Here is a 21,123-nt window from a genome sequence, read left to right on the forward strand (position 1 = left end):
GTCCGTGGCCAATATAGTAGGAGCTAATATGCGGAATTATAAAATCATTCGCAAAAACCAGTTTGCATGCAGCATTATGCAGGTACGTCGGGATGGAAAAATGCCTGTTGCTTTGCTGCAAGAATTTGATGAAGCAATTATCTCACAGGCATATCCTGTTTTCGAGGTTAAAGATGAAAATATATTATTACCAGAGTATTTGATGATGTGGTTTTCCCGCCCTGAATTTGATCGGGAAGCTTGTTTTTATGCTGTTGGTGGAGTACGGGGGAGTTTGGAGTGGGAAGATTTTTGTAATATGAAACTACCTATTCCATCAATAGAAACCCAACGAGCTATTGTAGCCGAATACAACGCTGTTAAAAACCGGATTGCTCTGAATAACCAACTCATCCAAAAACTTGAAGAAACCGCACAGGCTATCTATAAGCAGTGGTTTGTGGATTTTGAATTTCCGGATGAAAACGGGAATCCCTATAAGAGTTCTGGTGGGAAGATGGTGTTTAATGAGGAGCTGGAGAAGGAGATTCCGGAGGGGTGGGAAGTGAGCAAGCTTAATGATATTTGTGAAATTAAAGGTGGTAAAAGACTTCCAAAAGGCGGTTCATTGAATGAAAATAAAGATGGGAATCCCTATATTAAAGTTGCTGATATGGTGAATGATAAGCACCTGATTTTAAAAGAAACCTTTGAATATGTAGATTATAGAACTCAAGAGAATATTAAAAAATATATCGTTTCCGAAAATGATTTAATCATATCTATCGTTGGAACAATTGGGTTAGTTAAAATAATTGACCGAACACTTCATAAAGCTAATTTAACAGAGAATTGTGTGAAGCTGACCAATTACAATCAAACTTATAGTGATGTTTTATATCATTCCTTGGTTTCAGATGAAGGTCAAAGACTTATTAAATCTCTGACAGTGGGGGGAGTTCAGGGAAAGCTTCCGATCTATAATATTCAGTTAATTCCCATTCTTCTACATGATCAAACGGTATCTTTATTTAATGATAAAATCCAAAAAATTAATTCAAATTTGTTGAATTTTCAAAAACAAACCAATTCACTTTTTAGATTGGAAGTTTTATTGCTCTCTAAATTAACAAGTTTAAAAAACTAACCCAATGATAAACAAACCTTATTCCGATTGGCATAAAATTGATTTACACATTCATACAGATAAAAGCAAAGAAACCAAATCTGGTGATTACTCAGGTTTGTTCTCTGTAGATGTCTTGTATTCCAAATTAATTGATAATAAGGTTGATGTATTTTCCTTGACCGACCACAATATAATCAATGTTGAGGCATATGAAGAATATTATTCCAAATATAATTCCGAAACAGATCCTTTATTGCTTGTTGGTGTTGAATTGGATATAGAAAAGTTAAGAGAGACTGGAGAAACAACAAATTATCATTCACTCTTAATTTTTAAATATTCAGATGTTGAAGGTGTAAGGAAAATAAATAAAGCCCTTGAAGAAAAATATGCCGGGAAAGGATTATGTGCTCTTGAAAGAAAACTTACTTTTGATGAAATATCTGATATTTTTTTTGGTGAAGATTTCTTTTTTATTCCACATGCAGGAAACACACAGAGTATTGTTGCCGCTCATGGAAGAAATGAAATAGAAGATGCTCAAAAAATGGTGATACTAATGCAAAGTGCATTAGAAAAAGTATCAAAGGAAGAAACGCGACAAATATATTCAGCAGGATTTGATAGAAAGAAGCCCACACAGCACAGGGCAAAAAAAGATATTGCCTATATTAATTTCTCCGATAATCATAATATCAATAATTATCCATGTAAAAACAAGGGTAATTCTGGAAATCATGATTTCTACTATGTTAAAGGGAGTAAAAATTATGAAACTCTAAGGCTTGCTTTTATTGACCCGGAGTCCAGAATAATGTCAAGCCAACAGCATGAATCGATACGTTTAAATGGCTCAAGAATAGAAAGATTCAGGATAGATAATTGTGAATTGATTGACGAAGTTGAAATTGAATTTAGTCCGTCACTTAATGTAATTATCGGTGGTCGTTCAAGCGGTAAGAGCTTATTATTATGGCTTCTGTGTAAGAGCATAGATTCTCTTGAGGTTGATGCCGCTTATGATTTGCCTCATTATAGGACAATAATCAAAACTATAAACGACGGAGGGTTTAAAGATATTACTTCAATTAACAAGGAAGATATAATTAGGATCAGTCAAGGTGAAATAGTTAGATATTTTGAAAGAAAAGTACTTAAAGAATTAGCTTTCAAAGTGGGCAAAAAGGAAGAATATCAATCTGTTCTTGATGAATTTAAGCACCATAATAATAGATTGAACGAAATACAGAATAACCTCGTAGCTGCTTATAGTAATGCTTATGACGAAACATTAAACAAAACACATGTTTTACATGCAAAAACCATCGAAAGCATACTTGGTCGTCAAGTTACATTTAATCTTAATTATCAGGAATTAATATCAGCTATTGACGTTTCAGAAAAGATTAATCAGATACAAGGTATTATAGAAACACTTAAAACAAATATTTCACAATTTGAAAACCATACATTAATAACCCTTAATGATGAGCAAAATAAAATAAAAGATGATTTTAAAGAATTATTGGAATGGAAAAATTCAGAGATAACTGAATTGAAAAAAATAACGAACAGTAAGATTAAATTCATTGAATCAGTAAACCTATTAATTGATAAAGCCAATGAAAAATTAAATATAAAATCCATTGCTAAGCATATAGGGAAACAAGAATTGAATAAATTGAAAGAAACTGTCAAATCGAAGTTTGAAAGATATGCTCAATTAAAATCTTTATCGGATGAAATTGAAAACTTCGATTATGCTCTTTGCAAAGAATTAGAACTATATGAGGATATAAAATTGGTTCTAGAAGTAAGTGAAGATGCAGCTCTAAAGGAAGAATTGATTGATTCAATTCTTAATTCCTACAGTGAAATAAGTATCTATCAGAATATATTACGGCTTTTAAATAGAGAAACAACAGTTAAAAGCTATCAGAATATAAAACCAGATTCTTTTGGGAAGAAGGTTGAATCCCAATTAAATAGAATTAAAAAGTTAATGCTTTCTCCTAATGATTTTTTGAAGTATCCAGATAACGAAACTTCTAAGGAAAAAAGCCCCGGTTTTAATTCGGAAAAATACTTGGAAATTATTTTAAAACAAGCCAGCACCAAAATTATCATAATTGACCAACCAGAAGATAATCTAGGAAACAGGTTTATTTCAAATGATTTGGTTAATCTTTTGAGGCAAATTAAGCATGAGAAGCAAATATTTTTAGTAACACATAATCCATCAATAGTTGTTTATGGAGACGCAGAAACTATTATCCTGGCTCAGAACTCCAATAATAAGATTTGTTATAAGCAATTTAAATTAGAAGATAAAACAGCCCAGAAAGAGATTTGTGACACTCTAGATGGGGGTGAATATATTTTCAAGAAACGTTCTGATAAATATGGTATTAAAAGCATTTTAACTCAATAGGTATGAATACAATCGAGTATAGTCTAAAAATTGACAGTGAAAGTAAATTAATTAATATTACCGGAATAACCTCCAGTCCCGTTACTATTGATTTCTCAGGAGATGTTGATTTTACAAGACTTGTTACAGCATTGACGAAATTAATGGACAGTAGATCTTTGTTAAGTCCTAAAGAGGATAATGATAAAGGTGAAGACAATACCACCCAGCTAATATTGGCAACAATTGATTCCATTGTCGAAGAATACAACAATACAGTTAAATCCATGGAGGAACCTGATGAAGAAGAACAAATTGACATTGAATTTGAGAATGAGGAAGATTTATCTGATAATGACGATTTGCCGTTTTAAGTAACCCAATTTAGATATGAAATTCACCGAAGAAAAATTAGAACAAGCCTTTATAGAACTCATCTATAAACAGGGTTTTGAATATGTACCTGGTGGCGATATTCAACGATCTCCGGATGAAGTAATCATAGAGACTGACTTACGAAATTTTCTTCTTTCTAAATACGAAAACGAAAAGCTGACTGGCCAGGAAGTAACCCGCATCATTCAGCAACTCAAAAGCTATGCTGCTTCCGACCTTTACGAGAGCAACAAGGCCATCATGAAGTTGGTTTCGGAAGGTTTTATCCTCAAGCGTGAAGACCGCTCACAAAAAGATCTGTATATCCAGTTGATTGATTTCAATGGACTTGCCGCTTTACGTGAACCGAAGCCTGAGAGTCTTCCCCAAATTTCCGAGACCACACCTGACCCTTATAGTGATCAAAACATTTATAAATTTGCAAATCAGTTTGAGATTGTTGGTTTTGAAAAACGCATCCCTGACGGAATCATTTACATAAATGGTTTGCCGCTGGTGGTTTTTGAATTTAAAACTGCTATTCGCGAAGAATGCACCATTCATGATGCCTATGTTCAACTGACGACACGTTACAAAAGAGACATCCCGGAGCTATTTAAATACAATGCTTTTTGTGTTATATCGGATGGTGTAAACAACAAAGCCGGTTCGTTCTTTGCCCCTTATGAGTTTTTCTATGCCTGGCGGTCGGAGCCTGACCGACAAAAGATGGAGCAGGATGGAATCAGTTCGCTTTATACGCTTATAGGTGGTATGCTTAACACAACCACTTTACGAGACATTATCCGGAATTTTATTTTTCTGCCGGATTCCTCCAAGAAAGAAGACAAAATACTTTGTCGCTACCCACAATATTACGGTGCTAAAAAGTTGTTTCAGAATATCATCAGCCACCAAAAACCCGAAGGAGATGGGAAAGGAGGTACTTACTTTGGAGCTACCGGATGTGGCAAGAGTTACACCATGCTTTTTCTTACCCGCTTGTTGATGCGCAGCGAACTGCTGAGTAGTCCCACTATTGTGCTGATTACCGACCGTACCGACCTGGATGATCAGCTGTCGGAACAATTTACCAATGCTAAAGAATACATTGGCGACAATAACGTAATTAGTGTGGAAAGCAGGGCTGAATTAAAGGAGCGGTTACAAAACATTCAGAGCGGGGGTGTTTTCCTGACGACCATCCATAAATTTACCGAGGATACCGACTTACTAAGTAATCGCTGCAATGTAATCTGTATATCGGATGAAGCACACCGAAGCCAGACCAATCTTGATCAAAAAGTAAGAGTAACATCAAACGGAGTCACCAAAAGCTATGGGTTTGCAAAATATCTTCACGATTCATTGCCCAATGCAACTTATGTAGGTTTCACAGGAACCCCAATTGATGCTACTCTGGATGTTTTTGGTGAGGTGGTGGATGCCTATACCATGACCGAATCGGTAAAAGATGAAATAACCGTCCGGATTGTTTATGAAGGCAGAGCTGCCAAGGTTCTGTTGAATAACAGTGAACTCCAAAAGATAGAGGATTATTACAATAGATGTGCGGAGGAGGGAACCAATGAGTATCAGATAGAGGAAAGCAAGAAGGCAGTCACCAATATGAATGTGATATTGGGAGATCCCGACCGGCTGAAAGCATTGGCAGAAGATTTCGTTACGCACTATGAGACCAGAGTGGCCGAAGGAGCAACCATTAAGGGTAAAGCCATATTTGTCTGCAGCAGCCGTCCGATTGCTTATGAATTCTATAAAAACATCATTAAACTGCGTCCCGAATGGGCTGAAGTGATGGTTGCTGAACCCGGAGTTGAACTTTCGGAAAAGGAGCAAAGAGAGATTAAACCCATGGAGCGCATCAAAATGGTGATGACTCGTGGTAAAGACGACCCGGAAGAATTGTACAATATACTTGGCACTAAAGAATATCGCAAAGAACTGGACAGGCAGTTTAAGAATGAAAAGTCAAATTTTAAAATTGCCATCGTTGTGGATATGTGGCTGACCGGTTTTGATGTGCCATTCCTGGATACCATTTATATTGACAAGCCAATTCAACGCCATAACCTGATTCAAACCATATCGAGAGTAAACCGAAAGGTTGAAGGCAAGGAAAAAGGTCTGGTGGTAGATTACATCGGCATTAAAAAACAGATGAATCTGGCCCTGGCACATTACAACAAGGCCGATACCCATAACTTTGAGGATATAGAGCAATCTGTCGTAGTGGTCAAAGACCATCTGGATTTGCTGGGAAGAATTTTCCATAAATTTGACAGCACGAAATACTTTTCCGGCAGTCCGGTTGAACAACTCAATACGCTGAATATGGCAGCCGAATTTGTCCAGATGACCAATGAGCTGGAAAAGCGGTTTATGTTCCTGGTGAAGCGCTTAAAAGCAGCTTATGACATTTGTTCAGCCAGCGAAAAACTGAGCCAAGAAGAGAAAGACTACGTCCATTTTTATCTGGCCGTTCGCTCCATAGTTTTCAAACTTACCAAAGGAACGGCTCCTGATACCGCACAGATGAATACCAAAGTGCGTGAAATGATAAAAGATGCGCTTGCCAGTGACGGGGTGGAGGAGATATTCAAGTTGAATGAAGACAAAAATGCAGAAACGGACATCTTTGACGAGGACTATCTGGCAAAAATTGAGAAAATAAAGCTCCCAAATACCAAAATAAAATTACTACAGCAACTGTTGGCCAAGGCTATTGAGGAGTTTAAGAAGGTTAACCGGATTCAGGGAATTGATTTTTCCCAAAAGATGCAACGTCTCGTTGAAAAATACAACGAACGCAAAGAAAGTGACGTTTTGAGGAGTGAAGTTCTGGAAGACTTTACAGACGAAATAATCGACCTGTTCCATGCCCTTAAAAAGGAAAAGGAGTCATTTTATGAACTGGGAATAGACTTCGAAGAAAAAGCCTTCTACGACATTCTAAAATCTCTGACCGTCAAGTACGATTTTACCTATCCCGAAGAAAAACTTATTCATTTAGCTGCGGAGGTAAAAAAAGTTGTTGACGACAAAGCCAAATACACCGATTGGAGCAAAAGAGATGACATAAAAGCCGAACTGAAAGTCGGTTTAATCATTCTCCTGGCCGAAAATGATTATCCACCGGTTGACCGGGACGAGGTTTATAAGGAGATTTTTGAACAGGCTGAGAATTTTAAGAAGTGGCAGAAGTGAAGATTAACCAATATGAAATTATCAAGAAATGGGAAGCTAGCAAAAAGGATAATCAAAAGAATCCATCGCGACCGCAAAAGGAAAACTATTGTAATATTGCTTGGTGCAGGAGGGGCTAAACCATGGGGTGGCCCATTGGCTAATGATTTAGAATCTGTAATAATAGAGAATAATAAGTATAAAACAACTACAGATCATATTCCAGTAGGCAGGTTTATTTTTGATAAGCTTCGAGAGTTTTATACTTCTAATGAGGAAGTTAATTTTGAAACGTTTCTCGGTTTTTTAGAAACATTAGTTGAATATGTTTTTTCTGAAACAAATGAAGGATATAGAAGTCCCAGCAATACTTCTTTCATGCCTTCTGGCTTTGAAGTAAAAGAATGGATATCAGAGATTATGGACTTCCAAGTTTCTCAGGAACTAGAAAATGGGCGCGTAATATTGCGTATTCCAGCAGAAGCTCCATTTGGAGATGTAGAAGAAAGAAGCAACATTCAAAGAATTTTCTTTTTTAAGTTATATAACCACTTCCTTAGTTTAATTGCTAGGAGAATAGAAGAATATTCCTATACTATTCATGAAAACTCAAATCTGAACAATTCACTAATACAGTTTATTCGTTTTTTGAATAGCAAAAACACTAAAATAAGAATCTACACAACAAACTATGATCGATTATTACAAAAAACATTAGGAAACCAATGTAAAGTTTTTGACGGTTTTTCTGATAATTCAGGAGATGATTATTATGAATATTATTCTTATCAGCCGCAAAGAATTTATGAAGATTCGGATAATATTACCTATTATAATCTTCATGGCTCATTATGTTGGGATAAAGATATGATTCTTCCGAATAGAGGAAATAATTTTTATTGCTATCCAAATCAAACTTTTCCTGGAATAAGTTGGCCTACGCTTGAACAAGTGAATCCTGGTCAGACACTTATTTCGTCTAATATAATAACTGGCTACAATAAAGTTCAAAGGGTTTCTCTAGAGCCTATTAATTATTTTAATTATGCATTTATGAGGGATTGCCTGGACTCTGAATTACTAATTTCCATCGGCTATTCATTCAATGATATACATATAAATAGGGTACTTAAGACGATTTTGAATAAACCAAAATTCAGTTTTTATCATATTACAAAAAATGCAAACCCGGATGATTTCTTCAGCAGCCGAGAGTATTCTAATATAGACGATTTAAAAGAAGTAACGGTGGCGGGCTTACCTGATTTTCAAAACAATGAAGACAATCCTTATTGGCATTTATCTAAAGGCGAGCAAATTATTCGAGGATTTTATTTGGATGGCTTTGATGGCTTTTTGGAAAATGAAGAATGGTTAAAAATGGACTTATAATAAGAAATCCTTCGGTAATGGTTTAGAATCTAAATCTTTATTTATGACAAAGATACAAAAGGATACCCTCGAAGAGTATTTGAAAAAATTCTATGGATATGGTAATCTTGGCAGTGATTTTTGGTTTATCGGGAAAGAAGAAGCTGGAGGAGAATCCCAAAAAGATATTGAAGCAAGGCTAAATGCATGGAAAGCAAGCAATAAAAGTGAAGTTGCAGACTTGTATGAATTCCATGACAGGATTTTTTCCTACAAGTCACCCGAAACATCTAATGCCGTTTTATCCAGATTCTTTGATCATACGTCCAGGAAATTCAAATTGCAAAGAACATGGGCTGGTTTAATAAAATTGCAATTGGCATCTAATGGAGCGTATGACGGGAAAAACTGCTCAATAATCAAAAAATACCAAAGTGAATGGCTTGGAAGATTTAACAGCCCAAATTGCCTTTTAGAACTTTTCCCTATTTCCTCTCCTTCTTCCAAAAAGTTTGAGATTTCAGAATGGTCTGATATCGAGTATTTAAAAGATAGAAAATCTTACAAACAAGCACTAACTGAAATCCGGATCAACAAAATAAGGAAATTAATTCAAGAACATTACCCCAAGGTTGTGATTTTTTATTCGACTGATAAAGAATACTTAGACTATTGGCATCAGATCGCCGGAATAAGCTTTTCTGAAGATTCAAAGATTCACCTTCACAAAAAGCATGCTGTTTACCTTAAGAAAAGGGAAAATACTGTTTATGTTGTGATTCCCCATCCAACAGCCTTCGGCATTTCCAATAAATTTTGGATTGAAGTGGGCCAAGAACTTAAAAAACTAAAAGAATAGTTCCCGAAGTCATCTTTCTTGATTACTTCTTCACTACAGGCCTACTTCGTGACAGACAGGATATGCATTTACGAAATCTTCATATAGCATCTCCTATCCTTGTTTTTGCATCAATTCTTTGTCATACCCTATTTGCCAAAAATACATATCCAAGATTTTCATTATTGGGTAGAACTTATTTATTTTTGTAAGTATCAGTTTTTGAGCATCCTTTATTTCAGTCCTATTTTCCTCAACAAAATCAAACAACTCATCCAATGAAGCGTCATCAAACACTTTGTTTTGTATCTTAATTTCTTTTAGGCCATCAATGAAATACCTGTCGAAAGCTGGAACGCACCCCAAAGTTCCTAGTAGGATCTTACTCAGCAATGTATCCGTCGGTGAAATTGATTTTGGTTTTTCTTCTCCTTTTGTGAAATATATATTTCTGTAATGGTTAGCCAATTTAATCTTTAAGTTCAGTATGTCAGGGATATTGCTTCTCACCACATCATTTTTTGAGTTGCACTTTAATTTCTGGCTTTCATGCGAAAACAAAATATTAACCGCGCCTCTATGGATTAAATGATTTTTCTGCAATAAGCCACTCGAGCCTCTATACATTCCCCAACTTGCTAAATAAAAAGCTAATTCTAATGAATGAATCTCGGTTTGCTGAGATGCGGAAAACGCTTGATGACAATTATCCCATGAAGTAAATCGATGAAACTCGTCTGTCATTATTCCGATTAAGTATTTTTCTATTGTCGGTATTATTCTCATTTTTCAAGGCCTTTGGGGGTTCGCAGAATCAATCGTCTTTCTATAATATAGAAGTGTTGCAGCTAAAAAAATATGCGTTTTTTCGAAGCACTTTATTTTTCGGCCGTGACAATAACAGGCACAAAAAACGAGTATAGATTAAATCATTGTCCTCCTATAGTTTTCTCATGAATTGTTGGGAGTTTGTTTTTTTTTATTTCAATACTATCGTGAATTACCTTTAAACTTAGTGGAAGTAAAACACCTGGAATTATGTACCAATTTGTGTATCCTGAAAAATTTAACAATAGAACTAAAGCGGAGACTGTGGAAAACAATAACATGATTATTCCAGTATATATTCCTTTAAGAATTTCGATGCTAAATAGTTTCTTATCTTTTTGTTTCGATTTAAAATCGGTATCCAGCAGCAATCCAACTCCAACAATACTTATTAGAGCTGTTAACAGGCTCCACGGATTGAAGTCATTGGAATTATCTATGAGGTAGATTGTCCAATATCCAAATCCTACAAATAGCAAGAGGGCGTATAGAGTGTTGAACCACTTAAATCTCGAATCACTGAGCAAAATATATTCTTCAATCTTCTGAAAGTATAGTTCTTCTGAAATAACATCGGATTCATGTGTTTTACGGTCAAGCAAGTCTCTAATTAACTTCAGGTCGTCCGCAAGTGATTTTTTTCGCCTTTCTTTTGAAAGTGAGTCAAGTACTTTCAAAAGAACTGTCAATAAGCTTGCAGTCGCAACGAACCACTTTGATAATATGTCAAAATTTTCCAGCATTTAATTTTTGTATAAAGTCCAATGTTTACGTAGCATTACCATATCCATCCATCCTGTTCAAAATCCTCATCAAAATCAAGCATTAACTTGTCATCTCCATTTTCATGGGCCTCCCTGGCTGCATTATCCCAGCCTTGTCGAACATTCTTTTTTGAAGAATCTCCTGAGTTATCAAAGGACTGATCATTATTCTCTTTTCCCCTTTCTTTTTTCATAACGCCTTTTTAATATTTTTTCCAATTATGGCATTTTTCCGGTAGTAATATGCAATCAGCCGTTTTTTCACATTTGGAGACTTTGCTTATACAGTTCGTCTTCAGTCCTCTTTCTAGTCTCCGGGTCAAATCCGGTCAATGTCATTTCAAGGAGGCAATGGGCCAGTATTTCCGAGGCGGAATAGTCTTTTAGAGTTGTTTCATTGATGGACATTCCCATCCATTCTTCCCAGGAAGAGAACATCGGACTATATGATTCTGGGGGATTCGAATTGGTCTCAATCGCTGATACGTGGATATAAGAGTCGTATTCCGGCTCCTTTTCCTCAATGAAACTTAATAAAATTTCAGAAGTGCTTTTCTGTGGCTCAATTAAGGATAATTGTTCATAAACTTTTTGATAGCCGGTTTCTTTTTTCTTTAGATCCGGGTATAATGAAAAGAGTTTTTCCCTTACTGATGGCCAGTTTGTATTGTTATAGAGTTCTTTCAAAGTCATGGTAAATAGTAAAATAAGGGATTTAGCATGAAATTATCAAAAAAATTTCTGAGTGAAAAATGAATTTTGATTATCTGTAGTCCTTGTTTTTGATTCTGCTATAGCCATTGATGAAGGATAACAAAATCATATTTGCATAACTCAAGTATCTGGTATATTTTAGCACTTGGGTTAGGGTTAAGGTTAGATAGGTCTGTCGGAATGCCGGCAGGCCTTTCTTTTTTGGGTGCAAGTGATAGGGGAGAGCATTTTTTTATTAGATAGATGTAAGTATTCTGTAATTGCTTTGCATACTACCAATATTCTCGTTTCTGGGTTTATTCAATTTCAATTACAGCATTTCTTCGATAAGAATGATGTTCTCCTAAATGCACATATCCCAACTGGTTGGTCAAAAGCTTTGTGCCATTTATTTCAGCTTCCGGCATATTCACATGATGATGTCCGTATATCCAGTAATCAATATGGCTATCGAAAATAAAATCATAATGCTCCGAGACAAAAGCAGGATTAATCATTGAATTTTTGAATTGCTCAGGGTTACACAACTGTGTTGGAATATGGTGGGTGACTACAATTTTTTTGTTTGCAGTAGAATTTTGAAGCTCGCGACTTAAAAAGTCCAGGCTTTCTTCATGTAGTCTGTTGAAATCATCACTTCTTAATTTCTTCCCCTTATGCCTTATTTTGTAAAAATCGTTGATGCCTCGCTCAACAATTAATGACTCACTAATAGGAATGTGAGACCAGAATGCAGTGAAGAAAAAATCTGTTCCCTCTACATGGATTACCTTATTGTTGACCAGAAAAACATTCTCCCTCAGTGGTTCAAATACCGGCTTGTCTAGTATCTGCACTTCCTTTCCGGTATAGAACTCATGATTCCCGGGGATATAATAAACAGCTTTGAAATTGTCGGAGACATAATCGAAAAACCAGTGGTTGAAATGCTTTTTACCCCAATAAGTAATGTCTCCAGCTAAAATAAGAATATCCCCAATAGATTTGATAGGGTTTTTATGCAAAAAAAGTGCATTTTGGGCAAATTCGAGATGCAGATCTGAGCAGTATTGAATCTTCATATAGATTGAAATCGGTTAAATGAATAGATCAAATTTATAAATTTTGATGGAATAAACGACTGAATTCCGGAGCGTATTGAAGGAGAAAAATGGAAATTAATTTTTTAATCTTTTTCTATTTCCGGAAAAATAGAAAATTCTCTTTTTCCCAAATTCCTTTTTTCGCTTTTTCTGTTTTCTGCTGTGAAGGACATAAGGGAAGGGGTGGTTAGTTTTAGAAATTAACCACAAATAGAAGGATTTGTTGCTTAGGATTTCTTATTTTTGTGATAGATAATGGTATTGCGTCACTAAAGCTTCTCCTTAGAAAAACCGCCAATTTTTACGAGAGAGAGAAGCCAGGAAGTGAACGCACCTGATATGGGTGTGTTCCTTTCGCTTATTTAGTTCTCTCGGGTGCTTGGCGGTGCCTTCTAAGGCTATATAACGCGAAGGTTCACACCCACTTTTTTGTGGGCCTAAAAACAGGTCTATGGAAGAATACAAAACCATCCGACCGGACATTAGCTCTTATTTGTCCGGTCTTACCTCTGAAGAAATCGAAAATGTAATTCAGGATTATCACGAAAAAGAACTTAAAATCCTTGATATTATTGAAAAGTATGGCCTTGAACAGGTAAATATTTCTGAATTTAGGACTTATTTACCTCCGGCTCTTCACTCTGAGAATGTTTGTCCTGAATGTAAAGCGGTGTCGTGGGTCTCCCACACCATTAGAGGGAAGCTCTCAAATCCTTATTGTCCGGTTTGTGAAACTCCTATGTTTGAAGATTTCTGCCCTGAGAATAGATTGAGAGCACTGGAATTTGAGCGGTTAAGACGTGAACAGGAGGAAGCCGAATGGGCCTATTGGCATGCTATTCCTCCTGATTTAGAAGCTCATGGTATTATTGATGTCACTTCCGAAAGATATGAATCCCTCGATTTTGATGTAAAAGTGTTTTTGGGCTCATTGGTAGCGAATGCTATTTCAGAGGATTTCACCAAGGTTGACGGAGGAAACCTCAGAGATTTTAAAATGTATCCCAATAAATCAGAGATAGATAGGATTTTATCTGTTTTAGGTATAGAAGATAAGGGGGCATGTGAATTATTCTACGGCTTTGATGAAAAGATCGCTAAAAAGTTGTTGCTTCCTGAAAAAAGGTTGGAATCATCTATTGAAGATCAATACAAATTATGGAAGAAAATAATTTTGGACGAAGCCCGGGAACTATTAGAATTTCAAATGTCAGACAGCGGATTTGAATTGAAGCAGGGAGAGGTGGTGGATGAAATACTTTCAGATCTTTTGCAAGACTATTCCCTGGGCCAGGTATATCACCTTATTTACAACGCTGTGAATTCTGCCTGCCGCTTTTATACCAAGAACAATAATCGCCAATATGCTGCCAATGCGGTGATTTACAATTGTCGTCGAAGTCGTGACAAATTCAAGGCCAATGGCTGGACTTTAAGGCCTTACAATCGGCCCTGGGGATGCAAACAATCAGAAATGAGCCGTTATTTTTTTGATTCTGTTTTGCAGATAGGGGAGGAAGGCTTTAAAACCCGGCCATCTATCGAAGCATTAACGGTTAGTCAGTTTAATTTCATTTGAATAGCCTAAGTTTAATTGCTTCTATTCAACTTTTCCTGCACAGCTTCAGTAATGAACTCTTTCAAAGAGAGGCCTTCATTTTGAGCAACAAAAACCTTTAATTCTTTATGAAGCTGTTTGGGTAAGTAAACCGTTGTACGGAAATATACCTCAGAAGCCTTTTTAGGAGCATGGATATTTGTGACTTCCTTTTCAATGCTTTTTGCTCTTTTTTCTTTTATCGGCAACTCTTTTTTCTTTGAAAGGGTATCTCTAAGTGTATTTGTTTTCTTCATCTGGAATAGGTTCTTGAATTATAAAAAACAGGATAGTATCTCATTTATAGACCGGTGAATTAAGCGACATAATTGTGTTTTGACGTAAAAGCTTAAATATGTCTGGACATAAATATGCTTTTACGTTATTATGTTTTTATGCTTTAGTCCATGTTTGTCAAGACTTCAATCGTCTCATTGGCAAGTTTTATAGTCTCATCTTTTGCTTTCGGGTCCTTAAACTCATAAACACCTAATCCGGAAATGATCGCTTCAGAATAGGCGATGCGATTATTAATTTGGGATTGCATTGGTTCAATCCCGAAATCTTTTAACACATCATAAACCTCGTGACTGATTTTTGTTCTCGAATCAACCTGGTTCAATAAAAACCGGGCATTGATATCCTGCTTTAAAACTAATGCCTGTTCATATTTTTCAATAAACTTTTCCGTAGCCCAAAGATCAAGCACCCCTGGTTTGATTGGAATTAAAAGCAGATCAGAAATAAGAATAATGGTACTGGCCAATTCTGAAAGGGCAGGGGTGCCATCCACAATAACCATTTCATAATCTTTTTGAATCTGGTTGATGTTTTTTCTTAATGCTCTGGGATCTGAAATTGATACCGCAGGAACTTCCGGGTAATCTTCCGGTCTCAATCCGGACCATCTTTGAGAAGATCCGTTGGTATCAGTGTCGATAATGATTGTTTTATATCCCATATGTGCAAAACATACCGCCAGGTTTTGTGATATGGTGGATTTTCCAGTTCCACCCTTTAGTGATGATATACTTATTATCATAGTTGTTAATTTTAAAGTTTAGGACCTCGTTTTTTGTTTCGTTTTTTGATTTTACGGTACTTGCTGTAATCAATTTCTTCTCTATACCCTTTAGATGATCCTGAATCAGCACCCTGGACAAGATTTTGAAGGATGTTGGTATTAAGCGAATTCTGCTGAGCCGATTGATGCTTTTGTTGTTTTAATTCCAATTCGGCAAAATACCTTTCCCTTTCATCAAGACTTCCATATTTTCGCATTTGATCGGTTTGGAGGCGACTCTCGATTCTTTGGTAATCAAACATTTTATCGAAAGCCCGTTCAGATTTTAAATAGAATTGTACCCGGTTAAAACGCTGTTTGTTGTTGACGTTGGGAGAGAGGCTTGTGTTTTGTTCTTTATCCCTTGCGGATACAATCACATGGACATGCATATTATCTCCATTTTTATTTTCCCCGTTTCTTTCTTTTTCCAGCTTGGCAGCCCACACCAGATCATCAAGACCTAACTCCAGGCCATTTTTAAGATTGAAAGATTTAGCATACTGGCGCATTACCTCCGAAGTGTAATCTTTCAAAGCTTTCGAATCGTGCTTTATGTGCTTTAGTTCTTCAGCATCCGGAGCGATTACCAGCGAATGAAATCTGGTTCTTCCTTTGGCAATCCCTTTGACGTTGTTGTCAATCATTTTAATTACTGCATTGCTGCTTAGTTCGGCTTCTTTATTGTTGAAGAACAACTCTTTTTCGTCCAAAGGCAACTTTTCATTTTCTTTGCCCAGATAATTAGCAAGGTTTCTGCAAGAGCCGGTATTGGAGAATGTTGTGTTGCCATGCAGTTTGGGGTTAATGACTTTGATATACATAGTGTCAGGATTAAGGTTGTATCTGCAGTTGGTTCCATTTTTCATCGAAAGGAGCAAGAATTTTTGTATTCTGTTCCCGCTCAACAAATCGACAATATTCTCTCAATGCTTTATATTTGGTGGATAATACATCATATTCTGCTAGTTTGTTGTCTGCAGAGTAATCAAGTATAAGCATTGTGAAAAAATACACGGCTACTGCAGAAGAGGAAGCAATTAGAAAATTTTTCAACCACTTAAGAAACCGGCTTTTCCTTTCTGCATATCCATGTAGCAGTTCTTCATATTTTCGGAGAGAGGCTTTGGAGGTATCATTTAGCCTGGTTATTCCGGATTCAAAAAGAGCTTCTGTTTCTGTTCTGGTGGAAACATCTTTCAGCCGGCGGGATAAAATAATTAAGTCCTCCTGTATTCCCGTGAGATGTGTCTTTTCTTGTTGCTTCATCCAGCTTCGAAAAGTATTCTCTAATGATTGGATCTGAGAAAATACATCTTTTTTGACCTCCTTTAGAGTTCCTCGTTTAAGTGTACCGGCAATAATTATTTCAGTGCCTTCAGTTAATCCTTTTTTTTCCCTTATGCATAAATTTTTGAAAGCAGAATGAGTTTCATTTGAGATTCGTATAATTTTCATTTCCAGTTGTTTGAGTTTTAAATTTGGTATAAGCAAGAGGGGACGTAACAGTGTTACATCCATGGTTGGCAAACAGAGTTTGCCGGGAGCCCCCGATGTTACATTACTATTATTCATGTAACATTGGGGGCTGAATCCTTTGTTTTTAATGGGTTTGAATGTTATTTTCGTCTGTCTTCACCAGGATAATAGATAGGATTCATCATTTCCCTCAGACGACTCATTACTCGTTCTCCATATCTGGATTCTAATTGAGTAGGAGAGAGGTTTGTGGTAATAAATGTTTTCATTTTATGAGTGATGAAAAAATCATATCGCTTAAGCAGGATTTTTTCCATTACATTTATTTTTGTCCCGTAAAAACTTGTGAATTGTTCTTCACTGCCCAGATCATCATAGCATTTAGATTTGGGGACACGATCAGCCATCCTTCCATTTTTATTGAAAAAACAAAGATCACTGTGCTGTTGAATAATGGAATAACCTTCTAAAGAGAAATTTCCTGTAATATCTATTGTTTTTTCAATGGTGAAAACCTGGTTTTGTAAATACTCCATTACAAGCTTTCTGAAAACCATGAGCATGAGACTTTTTCCAACCCCAACATTTCCCATAATCAAAAGTCCTTTGTTTAAATCATACTTTGGGTTGATTTTGTTAAATTCTTCATCTCTAAAGAAGTAAAAGAATACCCTTCTGTATAATTCCCGGTCATGCTCATTTAAGTGAAAATTTACAACCCATGTTTTTCCAATTGAACCTATATACTGGAAAACATCATCCATGTTATATTTCGACATAATAGGGATCGTTTGAGTTTTTATTTTCTGAATTTGAGTCAATTTCTTCCTTCTTTATTTCTAAATCATTCTTTTCATTCTTGTTTGGTTTCACGAGCGTTTCACGAGCGTTTCGATTTTTATCTTCTTGCGTTTCATGTGCGTTTCGCTGTCCCTGATAAGAATCGTAATTACAGATGGTTATCCGTGTCGTTTTTGGAAGCCCTTCCGTTTCAATCATGTTCCGCTTTTCCAACTGTTTGAAAAATCTATTAACTTTTGATTTTGTCCAATTGAAATCTTTCGCATAAGTATTTAAGGATCTAATACTTTGTCCTCTTTTACAAGTGAAAATAGTATCTCCAATAGGCACATCCATATCTTTGTGATTAACCGTCAATAAGAGATGAATCCATGCTTCTCGTTTCGTAAAAGGATCATTTCCGTTATACAGCCAGTGTTCCATAAATTTTCGATGTAGTTTTATCCAACCTTCCATAGCTTGGTTGTTCATGTGGATGTATATCCATATATTTGTGGTACAAAAAAAATATTGAATTTAACAGCGTTGTGGGAGCAACGCTTTTTTTGTTTAGAAGTGTCGATGTGATTTATTGGTCAGGAAATTACTGGCTTCCTGATCAATTTCACTTCGGGTTTTACACTTATTCGCCAAGAGCCAATCATCAAGTTCCTCTTTGTCGAAAAAGAGCTTGCCACCTCCTGGTTTACTGTGAGGAATGGAAAAAGAGCTTGTAAGCTTATAGAGATACGAGGGTTTAAAACCTGTATAACTTACAACTTCATCAAATGTGAGTACTTTCTTATTTGAAAGTAAGAGTGATTCAATCCTTATTAATCTTTCTTCAATAGGGAGAGTTTCTGTTTGTTTATTTCCCATGATTTTTCAGTTAAAAAAATTAAACATGGGTACCGGCGCCTGTACCTTGAAAAATGAATTCAAGGGCAATTAAGGAAAATAAGGAAAATAATGGAAGGTGATTATTTTTTATCCCAAATTATGATGGTTTAGTTTGCTTGTCTTCAGGTTGTTATTTATGGAGTGGAGGGGGGAGTTTTTTTAAAATTATTCAAAAAATGGCATAAATATTTATGCCTCAATAATTGATATTTAAGGTTATTCATTTTACTGTCTACTTTCAATTTTGTGAAAAAAACTTTAAGGGAGTCGCTTTTTGTCCTTGTGAAATTTTTGATTTTACTTCCACCTATGGTGAACCTATTTTCAATAACTTCAACTGTGTTTTTATTAACTATTGCATTTTCCTTGATTGTATCGATAAAGATATAGAATAATTCTTTTTTTTGTGGGTCAATATCAAAAACCAATCCTTGTTCCGACTCTTGATCTACCAAATCAAGAAGCTCTTCAATTTTATAGGCAAAGAGTTTAGGGGCTCTCGAGAAGTCCTTGCAAATATCTTTAAATTTGGAGAAATCCTTTTCTTTATTATGCAGGTGAAATTTTGGGATTTTTATTTGTTTAAGTTGAGCCTCCACTTTTTCATAAAACTTAATCAAACCAGGAATTTCCTCTTCGTTATTAAGGCTTTGTAAAATAACCTCATTTTGTGTGCTTATTCGTCTTTGAATTTCTTTCAATAGTTCTTCTTTTCTTGTAGGGATAATCTTTTCAAGAATAAATAACCTAAATATTGTTTTAAACGCAATAACTGTTGATTTTGAATTGATTTGAATGATAAAATCTTGAATAGGAGGGTTGTCTTTAAAAAAAAGGTCACTATATTCTTTTATGAACTGGGGGGCATGGGAAGACTGGCTTCTTAAGCCGAGTTTGAATATTTTGTCGTTTTGAAAATACTCTTCCCAGAATTTAGAAATTTCCAAAATGTTAACGAACTGGCTAAGTATTTTTTCTCTAATGAGGCTTAACGTCTCTGAATAGTGTTCTTGACAATTTTTCTGTAGCCACTCTGGTAGATCCGGCTTTGTATGAATGTAACTCTCGAAAAGGTTAATGAATTTTTGCCAATTCTCATGGAGAAAATTGGTATCAAACTCATTTAATGTCTCATGTTTGATGAAATCAGAACTCTCTAATTCCATTAATTGGATGTCATCTTCAATCTTAAGTTGTAATAAAACAATTTCAGCGGTATACCTATCAGTGGAATTTCTAATGTTTTGTAAGACAAAATCTTGAAAAGTAGGTGCAGAAACTGGGATTGAGGTGTTTTTTTTCATTCTTAAACAGTTAAGGATATTCTTTTTGGTTAAAGCATTTTTGGTTATAGGTCTATTGTAGGGATTATATTCGCTGCTTCACGTTGTTTTTGGTCAACAATTTTGGCATAGATTTCTGTTGTCCGGAGTTCTTTATGGCCAAGTCTTTTCGATACAGTATAAATATCAGCACCATTTTCCAACATCAGTACGGCATTTGTGTGGCGGCTTGAGTGGAATGTAAATTCTTTATATACCCCGGCTTTTATGGCCCATTTCATTAGAATATTGGTCGTTTGGGCAGTGTATTTTAAGCCAGGAATTACTTTGTCCTCAGGAGCGCCTCTATCGCCAAGCAGGTCTCTTGCATTTTTGCTGATGTAGAGGTATTCAAGTCCGTCGGTTTTTTTCTGGGTAAACACGATACGTAGCTCGTCTTCGTTTTCACGGACTTCTTTCCATGTTAGTTTTTCTATGTCAGAATACCTTAATCCTGTAAGGCAGGCAAATAAAAAAGCTTTTTTTATAGCAGGGATTCTGCATTCAGCCTTTGCTAATTTTTGAACTTCTCCATGCGTTAAATATGGCCGTTCAACTTCCGCTTTTGGGAATCCTTTAACTCGTTTACCTGGATTATCGAAAATAACATGATCGTCAAAGGCCTGATTTAATGCTGCTTTGACTTTAGCGAAATAGGAAAGTTTTGTATTTGGAGATAAGGGTTTTCCTTGGGGAGTAGTTGCATCTTTATCAAGATATTTCTTAAATCCTTTAAGTGCATTTGTGTCAATATCAGAAAAGGAGGTATTGGGATTAAAGTATTTGAGTAAATGTTTATAAGCACTATCCCAATTGCCATGGTTTCCCTGGCTTTCAAATCGCTCATCCGTAAGTTTCTTGAAATATGCAAGAAAATTTGCCCGAACCTTGGTTTCAGTTTTAAAGCCAAACTTTCCGGAATCGTATTCCGCTTGTTTTTTGGTTTTTACTTTTTCAGCAAGTTCTAAATTAGTTCTGTTCTCTTCTTTTTGTTTAGGCGTTTTCGGTTTTTCATATAGATACAATTCAAGATTCTCAAACTCCCGATTGTGTTTAATTTTACCGTTGACATCTTTGGAGTAGCCTTTATAATATTCGAGGAACAGACTAATGCGTCCATCCTTTAGTTTTCTCTTACGTAGATTAATTTTCATCTTTTTACAACTTTTTCCTTTGGTGTTGTAAAAATAAAGTAAAATAATCTCAAATAAAAGAATCTTGAAGAAAATTTAGAAAAAGAAAAATTTGATAAATACTTGGTATATAGTTAATTTATTTTCCTTTG

21 protein-coding genes are annotated in these 21,123 nt (G+C 35.7%); 7 read left to right on the plus strand and 14 right to left on the minus strand.

All coding sequences use genetic code 11. The features are described 5' to 3' along the window. The first annotated feature begins 4 nt into the window (after positions 1 to 4). From DDZ16_RS06500 to DDZ16_RS06525, 6 genes are all read left to right on the plus strand, one after another. A complete protein-coding gene (locus DDZ16_RS06500; RefSeq protein ID WP_158275619.1) occupies positions 5 to 1,126 on the plus strand; it encodes a restriction endonuclease subunit S in 1,122 nt (373 codons plus the stop codon). 4 nt (positions 1,127 to 1,130) lie between these two features. Further along, positions 1,131 to 3,539 carry a hypothetical protein gene (locus tag DDZ16_RS06505; RefSeq protein WP_109263636.1) on the plus strand — a complete coding sequence of 803 codons (2,409 nt, stop codon included), beginning with the start codon at positions 1,131 to 1,133 and terminating at the stop codon, positions 3,537 to 3,539. A 2-nt stretch (positions 3,540 to 3,541) separates the two neighbouring features. Beyond that, positions 3,542 to 3,892 carry a hypothetical protein gene (locus DDZ16_RS06510; protein ID WP_109263637.1) on the plus strand — a complete coding sequence of 117 codons (351 nt, stop codon included), beginning with the start codon at positions 3,542 to 3,544 and terminating at the stop codon, positions 3,890 to 3,892. Between the two features lie 16 nt (positions 3,893 to 3,908). Continuing rightward, a complete protein-coding gene (locus DDZ16_RS06515; RefSeq protein WP_109263638.1) occupies positions 3,909 to 7,121 on the plus strand; it encodes a type I restriction endonuclease subunit R in 3,213 nt (1,070 codons plus the stop codon). 12 nt (positions 7,122 to 7,133) lie between these two features. Continuing rightward, positions 7,134 to 8,492 (plus strand): SIR2 family protein, encoded by a 1,359-nt coding sequence (locus DDZ16_RS06520; RefSeq protein WP_109263639.1) that lies wholly within the window; start codon positions 7,134 to 7,136, stop codon positions 8,490 to 8,492. A 79-nt stretch (positions 8,493 to 8,571) separates the two neighbouring features. Continuing rightward, entirely contained in the window at positions 8,572 to 9,330 is a 759-nt protein-coding gene (locus DDZ16_RS06525; RefSeq protein WP_146192202.1) for a hypothetical protein, read from the plus strand. Positions 9,331 to 9,423: 93 nt separating this feature from the next. Here DDZ16_RS06525 and DDZ16_RS06530 read toward each other — a convergent pair whose 3' ends face one another. The 5 genes from DDZ16_RS06530 to DDZ16_RS06550 all read right to left on the minus strand — a co-directional run bounded on the left by DDZ16_RS06530 (position 9,424) and on the right by DDZ16_RS06550 (position 12,676). After that, a complete protein-coding gene (locus DDZ16_RS06530) occupies positions 9,424 to 10,095 on the minus strand; it encodes a hypothetical protein (RefSeq protein ID WP_109263641.1) in 672 nt (223 codons plus the stop codon). 143 nt (positions 10,096 to 10,238) lie between these two features. After that, a complete protein-coding gene (locus DDZ16_RS06535) occupies positions 10,239 to 10,880 on the minus strand; it encodes a hypothetical protein (protein ID WP_109263642.1) in 642 nt (213 codons plus the stop codon). Positions 10,881 to 10,915: 35 nt separating this feature from the next. Beyond that, positions 10,916 to 11,095 (minus strand): hypothetical protein, encoded by a 180-nt coding sequence (locus tag DDZ16_RS06540; RefSeq protein WP_109263643.1) that lies wholly within the window; start codon positions 11,093 to 11,095, stop codon positions 10,916 to 10,918. 67 nt (positions 11,096 to 11,162) lie between these two features. Continuing rightward, entirely contained in the window at positions 11,163 to 11,594 is a 432-nt protein-coding gene (locus DDZ16_RS06545; protein ID WP_109263644.1) for a DUF6557 family protein, read from the minus strand. 317 nt (positions 11,595 to 11,911) lie between these two features. Then, entirely contained in the window at positions 11,912 to 12,676 is a 765-nt protein-coding gene (locus tag DDZ16_RS06550) for a metallophosphoesterase (RefSeq protein WP_109263645.1), read from the minus strand. A gap of 472 nt (positions 12,677 to 13,148) precedes the next feature. Here DDZ16_RS06550 and DDZ16_RS06555 point away from each other — a divergent pair, with 472 nt between their 5' ends. Further along, complete coding sequence (locus DDZ16_RS06555) at positions 13,149 to 14,276, plus strand: hypothetical protein (RefSeq protein ID WP_109263646.1); 1,128 nt, start codon at positions 13,149 to 13,151, stop codon at positions 14,274 to 14,276. A gap of 11 nt (positions 14,277 to 14,287) precedes the next feature. Here DDZ16_RS06555 and DDZ16_RS06560 read toward each other — a convergent pair whose 3' ends face one another. The 9 genes from DDZ16_RS06560 to DDZ16_RS06600 form a co-directional block, all read right to left on the minus strand. Beyond that, positions 14,288 to 14,551 carry a ribbon-helix-helix domain-containing protein gene (locus tag DDZ16_RS06560; RefSeq protein ID WP_109263647.1) on the minus strand — a complete coding sequence of 88 codons (264 nt, stop codon included), beginning with the start codon at positions 14,549 to 14,551 and terminating at the stop codon, positions 14,288 to 14,290. A gap of 143 nt (positions 14,552 to 14,694) precedes the next feature. Further along, positions 14,695 to 15,336 (minus strand): AAA family ATPase, encoded by a 642-nt coding sequence (locus DDZ16_RS06565; RefSeq protein WP_109263648.1) that lies wholly within the window; start codon positions 15,334 to 15,336, stop codon positions 14,695 to 14,697. 11 nt (positions 15,337 to 15,347) lie between these two features. Next, positions 15,348 to 16,181, minus strand: a complete 834-nt coding sequence (locus DDZ16_RS06570; RefSeq protein WP_146192203.1) for a DUF5712 family protein — start codon at positions 16,179 to 16,181, stop codon at positions 15,348 to 15,350. A gap of 10 nt (positions 16,182 to 16,191) precedes the next feature. Further along, positions 16,192 to 16,815: a hypothetical protein gene (locus DDZ16_RS06575; RefSeq protein ID WP_146192204.1), complete on the minus strand. Its 624-nt coding sequence runs from the start codon at positions 16,813 to 16,815 to the stop codon at positions 16,192 to 16,194. A gap of 161 nt (positions 16,816 to 16,976) precedes the next feature. Beyond that, positions 16,977 to 17,615 carry a P-loop NTPase family protein gene (locus tag DDZ16_RS06580; RefSeq protein ID WP_109263651.1) on the minus strand — a complete coding sequence of 213 codons (639 nt, stop codon included), beginning with the start codon at positions 17,613 to 17,615 and terminating at the stop codon, positions 16,977 to 16,979. Further along, positions 17,602 to 18,108 carry a hypothetical protein gene (locus tag DDZ16_RS06585; RefSeq protein ID WP_109263652.1) on the minus strand — a complete coding sequence of 169 codons (507 nt, stop codon included), beginning with the start codon at positions 18,106 to 18,108 and terminating at the stop codon, positions 17,602 to 17,604. Before DDZ16_RS06585 ends, DDZ16_RS06580 begins: the two co-directional genes overlap by 14 nt. 78 nt (positions 18,109 to 18,186) lie before the next feature. Next, positions 18,187 to 18,495, minus strand: a complete 309-nt coding sequence (locus DDZ16_RS06590) for a helix-turn-helix transcriptional regulator (protein ID WP_109263653.1) — start codon at positions 18,493 to 18,495, stop codon at positions 18,187 to 18,189. Positions 18,496 to 18,650: 155 nt separating this feature from the next. Continuing rightward, entirely contained in the window at positions 18,651 to 19,820 is a 1,170-nt protein-coding gene (locus tag DDZ16_RS06595; protein ID WP_109263654.1) for a hypothetical protein, read from the minus strand. Positions 19,821 to 19,864: 44 nt separating this feature from the next. Further along, positions 19,865 to 20,992, minus strand: coding sequence for a tyrosine-type recombinase/integrase (locus tag DDZ16_RS06600; protein ID WP_109263655.1), 1,128 nt, complete (start codon positions 20,990 to 20,992; stop codon positions 19,865 to 19,867). Between the last annotated feature and the right edge of the window lie 131 nt (positions 20,993 to 21,123).

Source organism: Marinilabilia rubra, from assembly GCF_003121985.1.
GTDB classification, from domain to species: Bacteria; Bacteroidota; Bacteroidia; order Bacteroidales; family Marinilabiliaceae; genus Marinilabilia; species Marinilabilia rubra.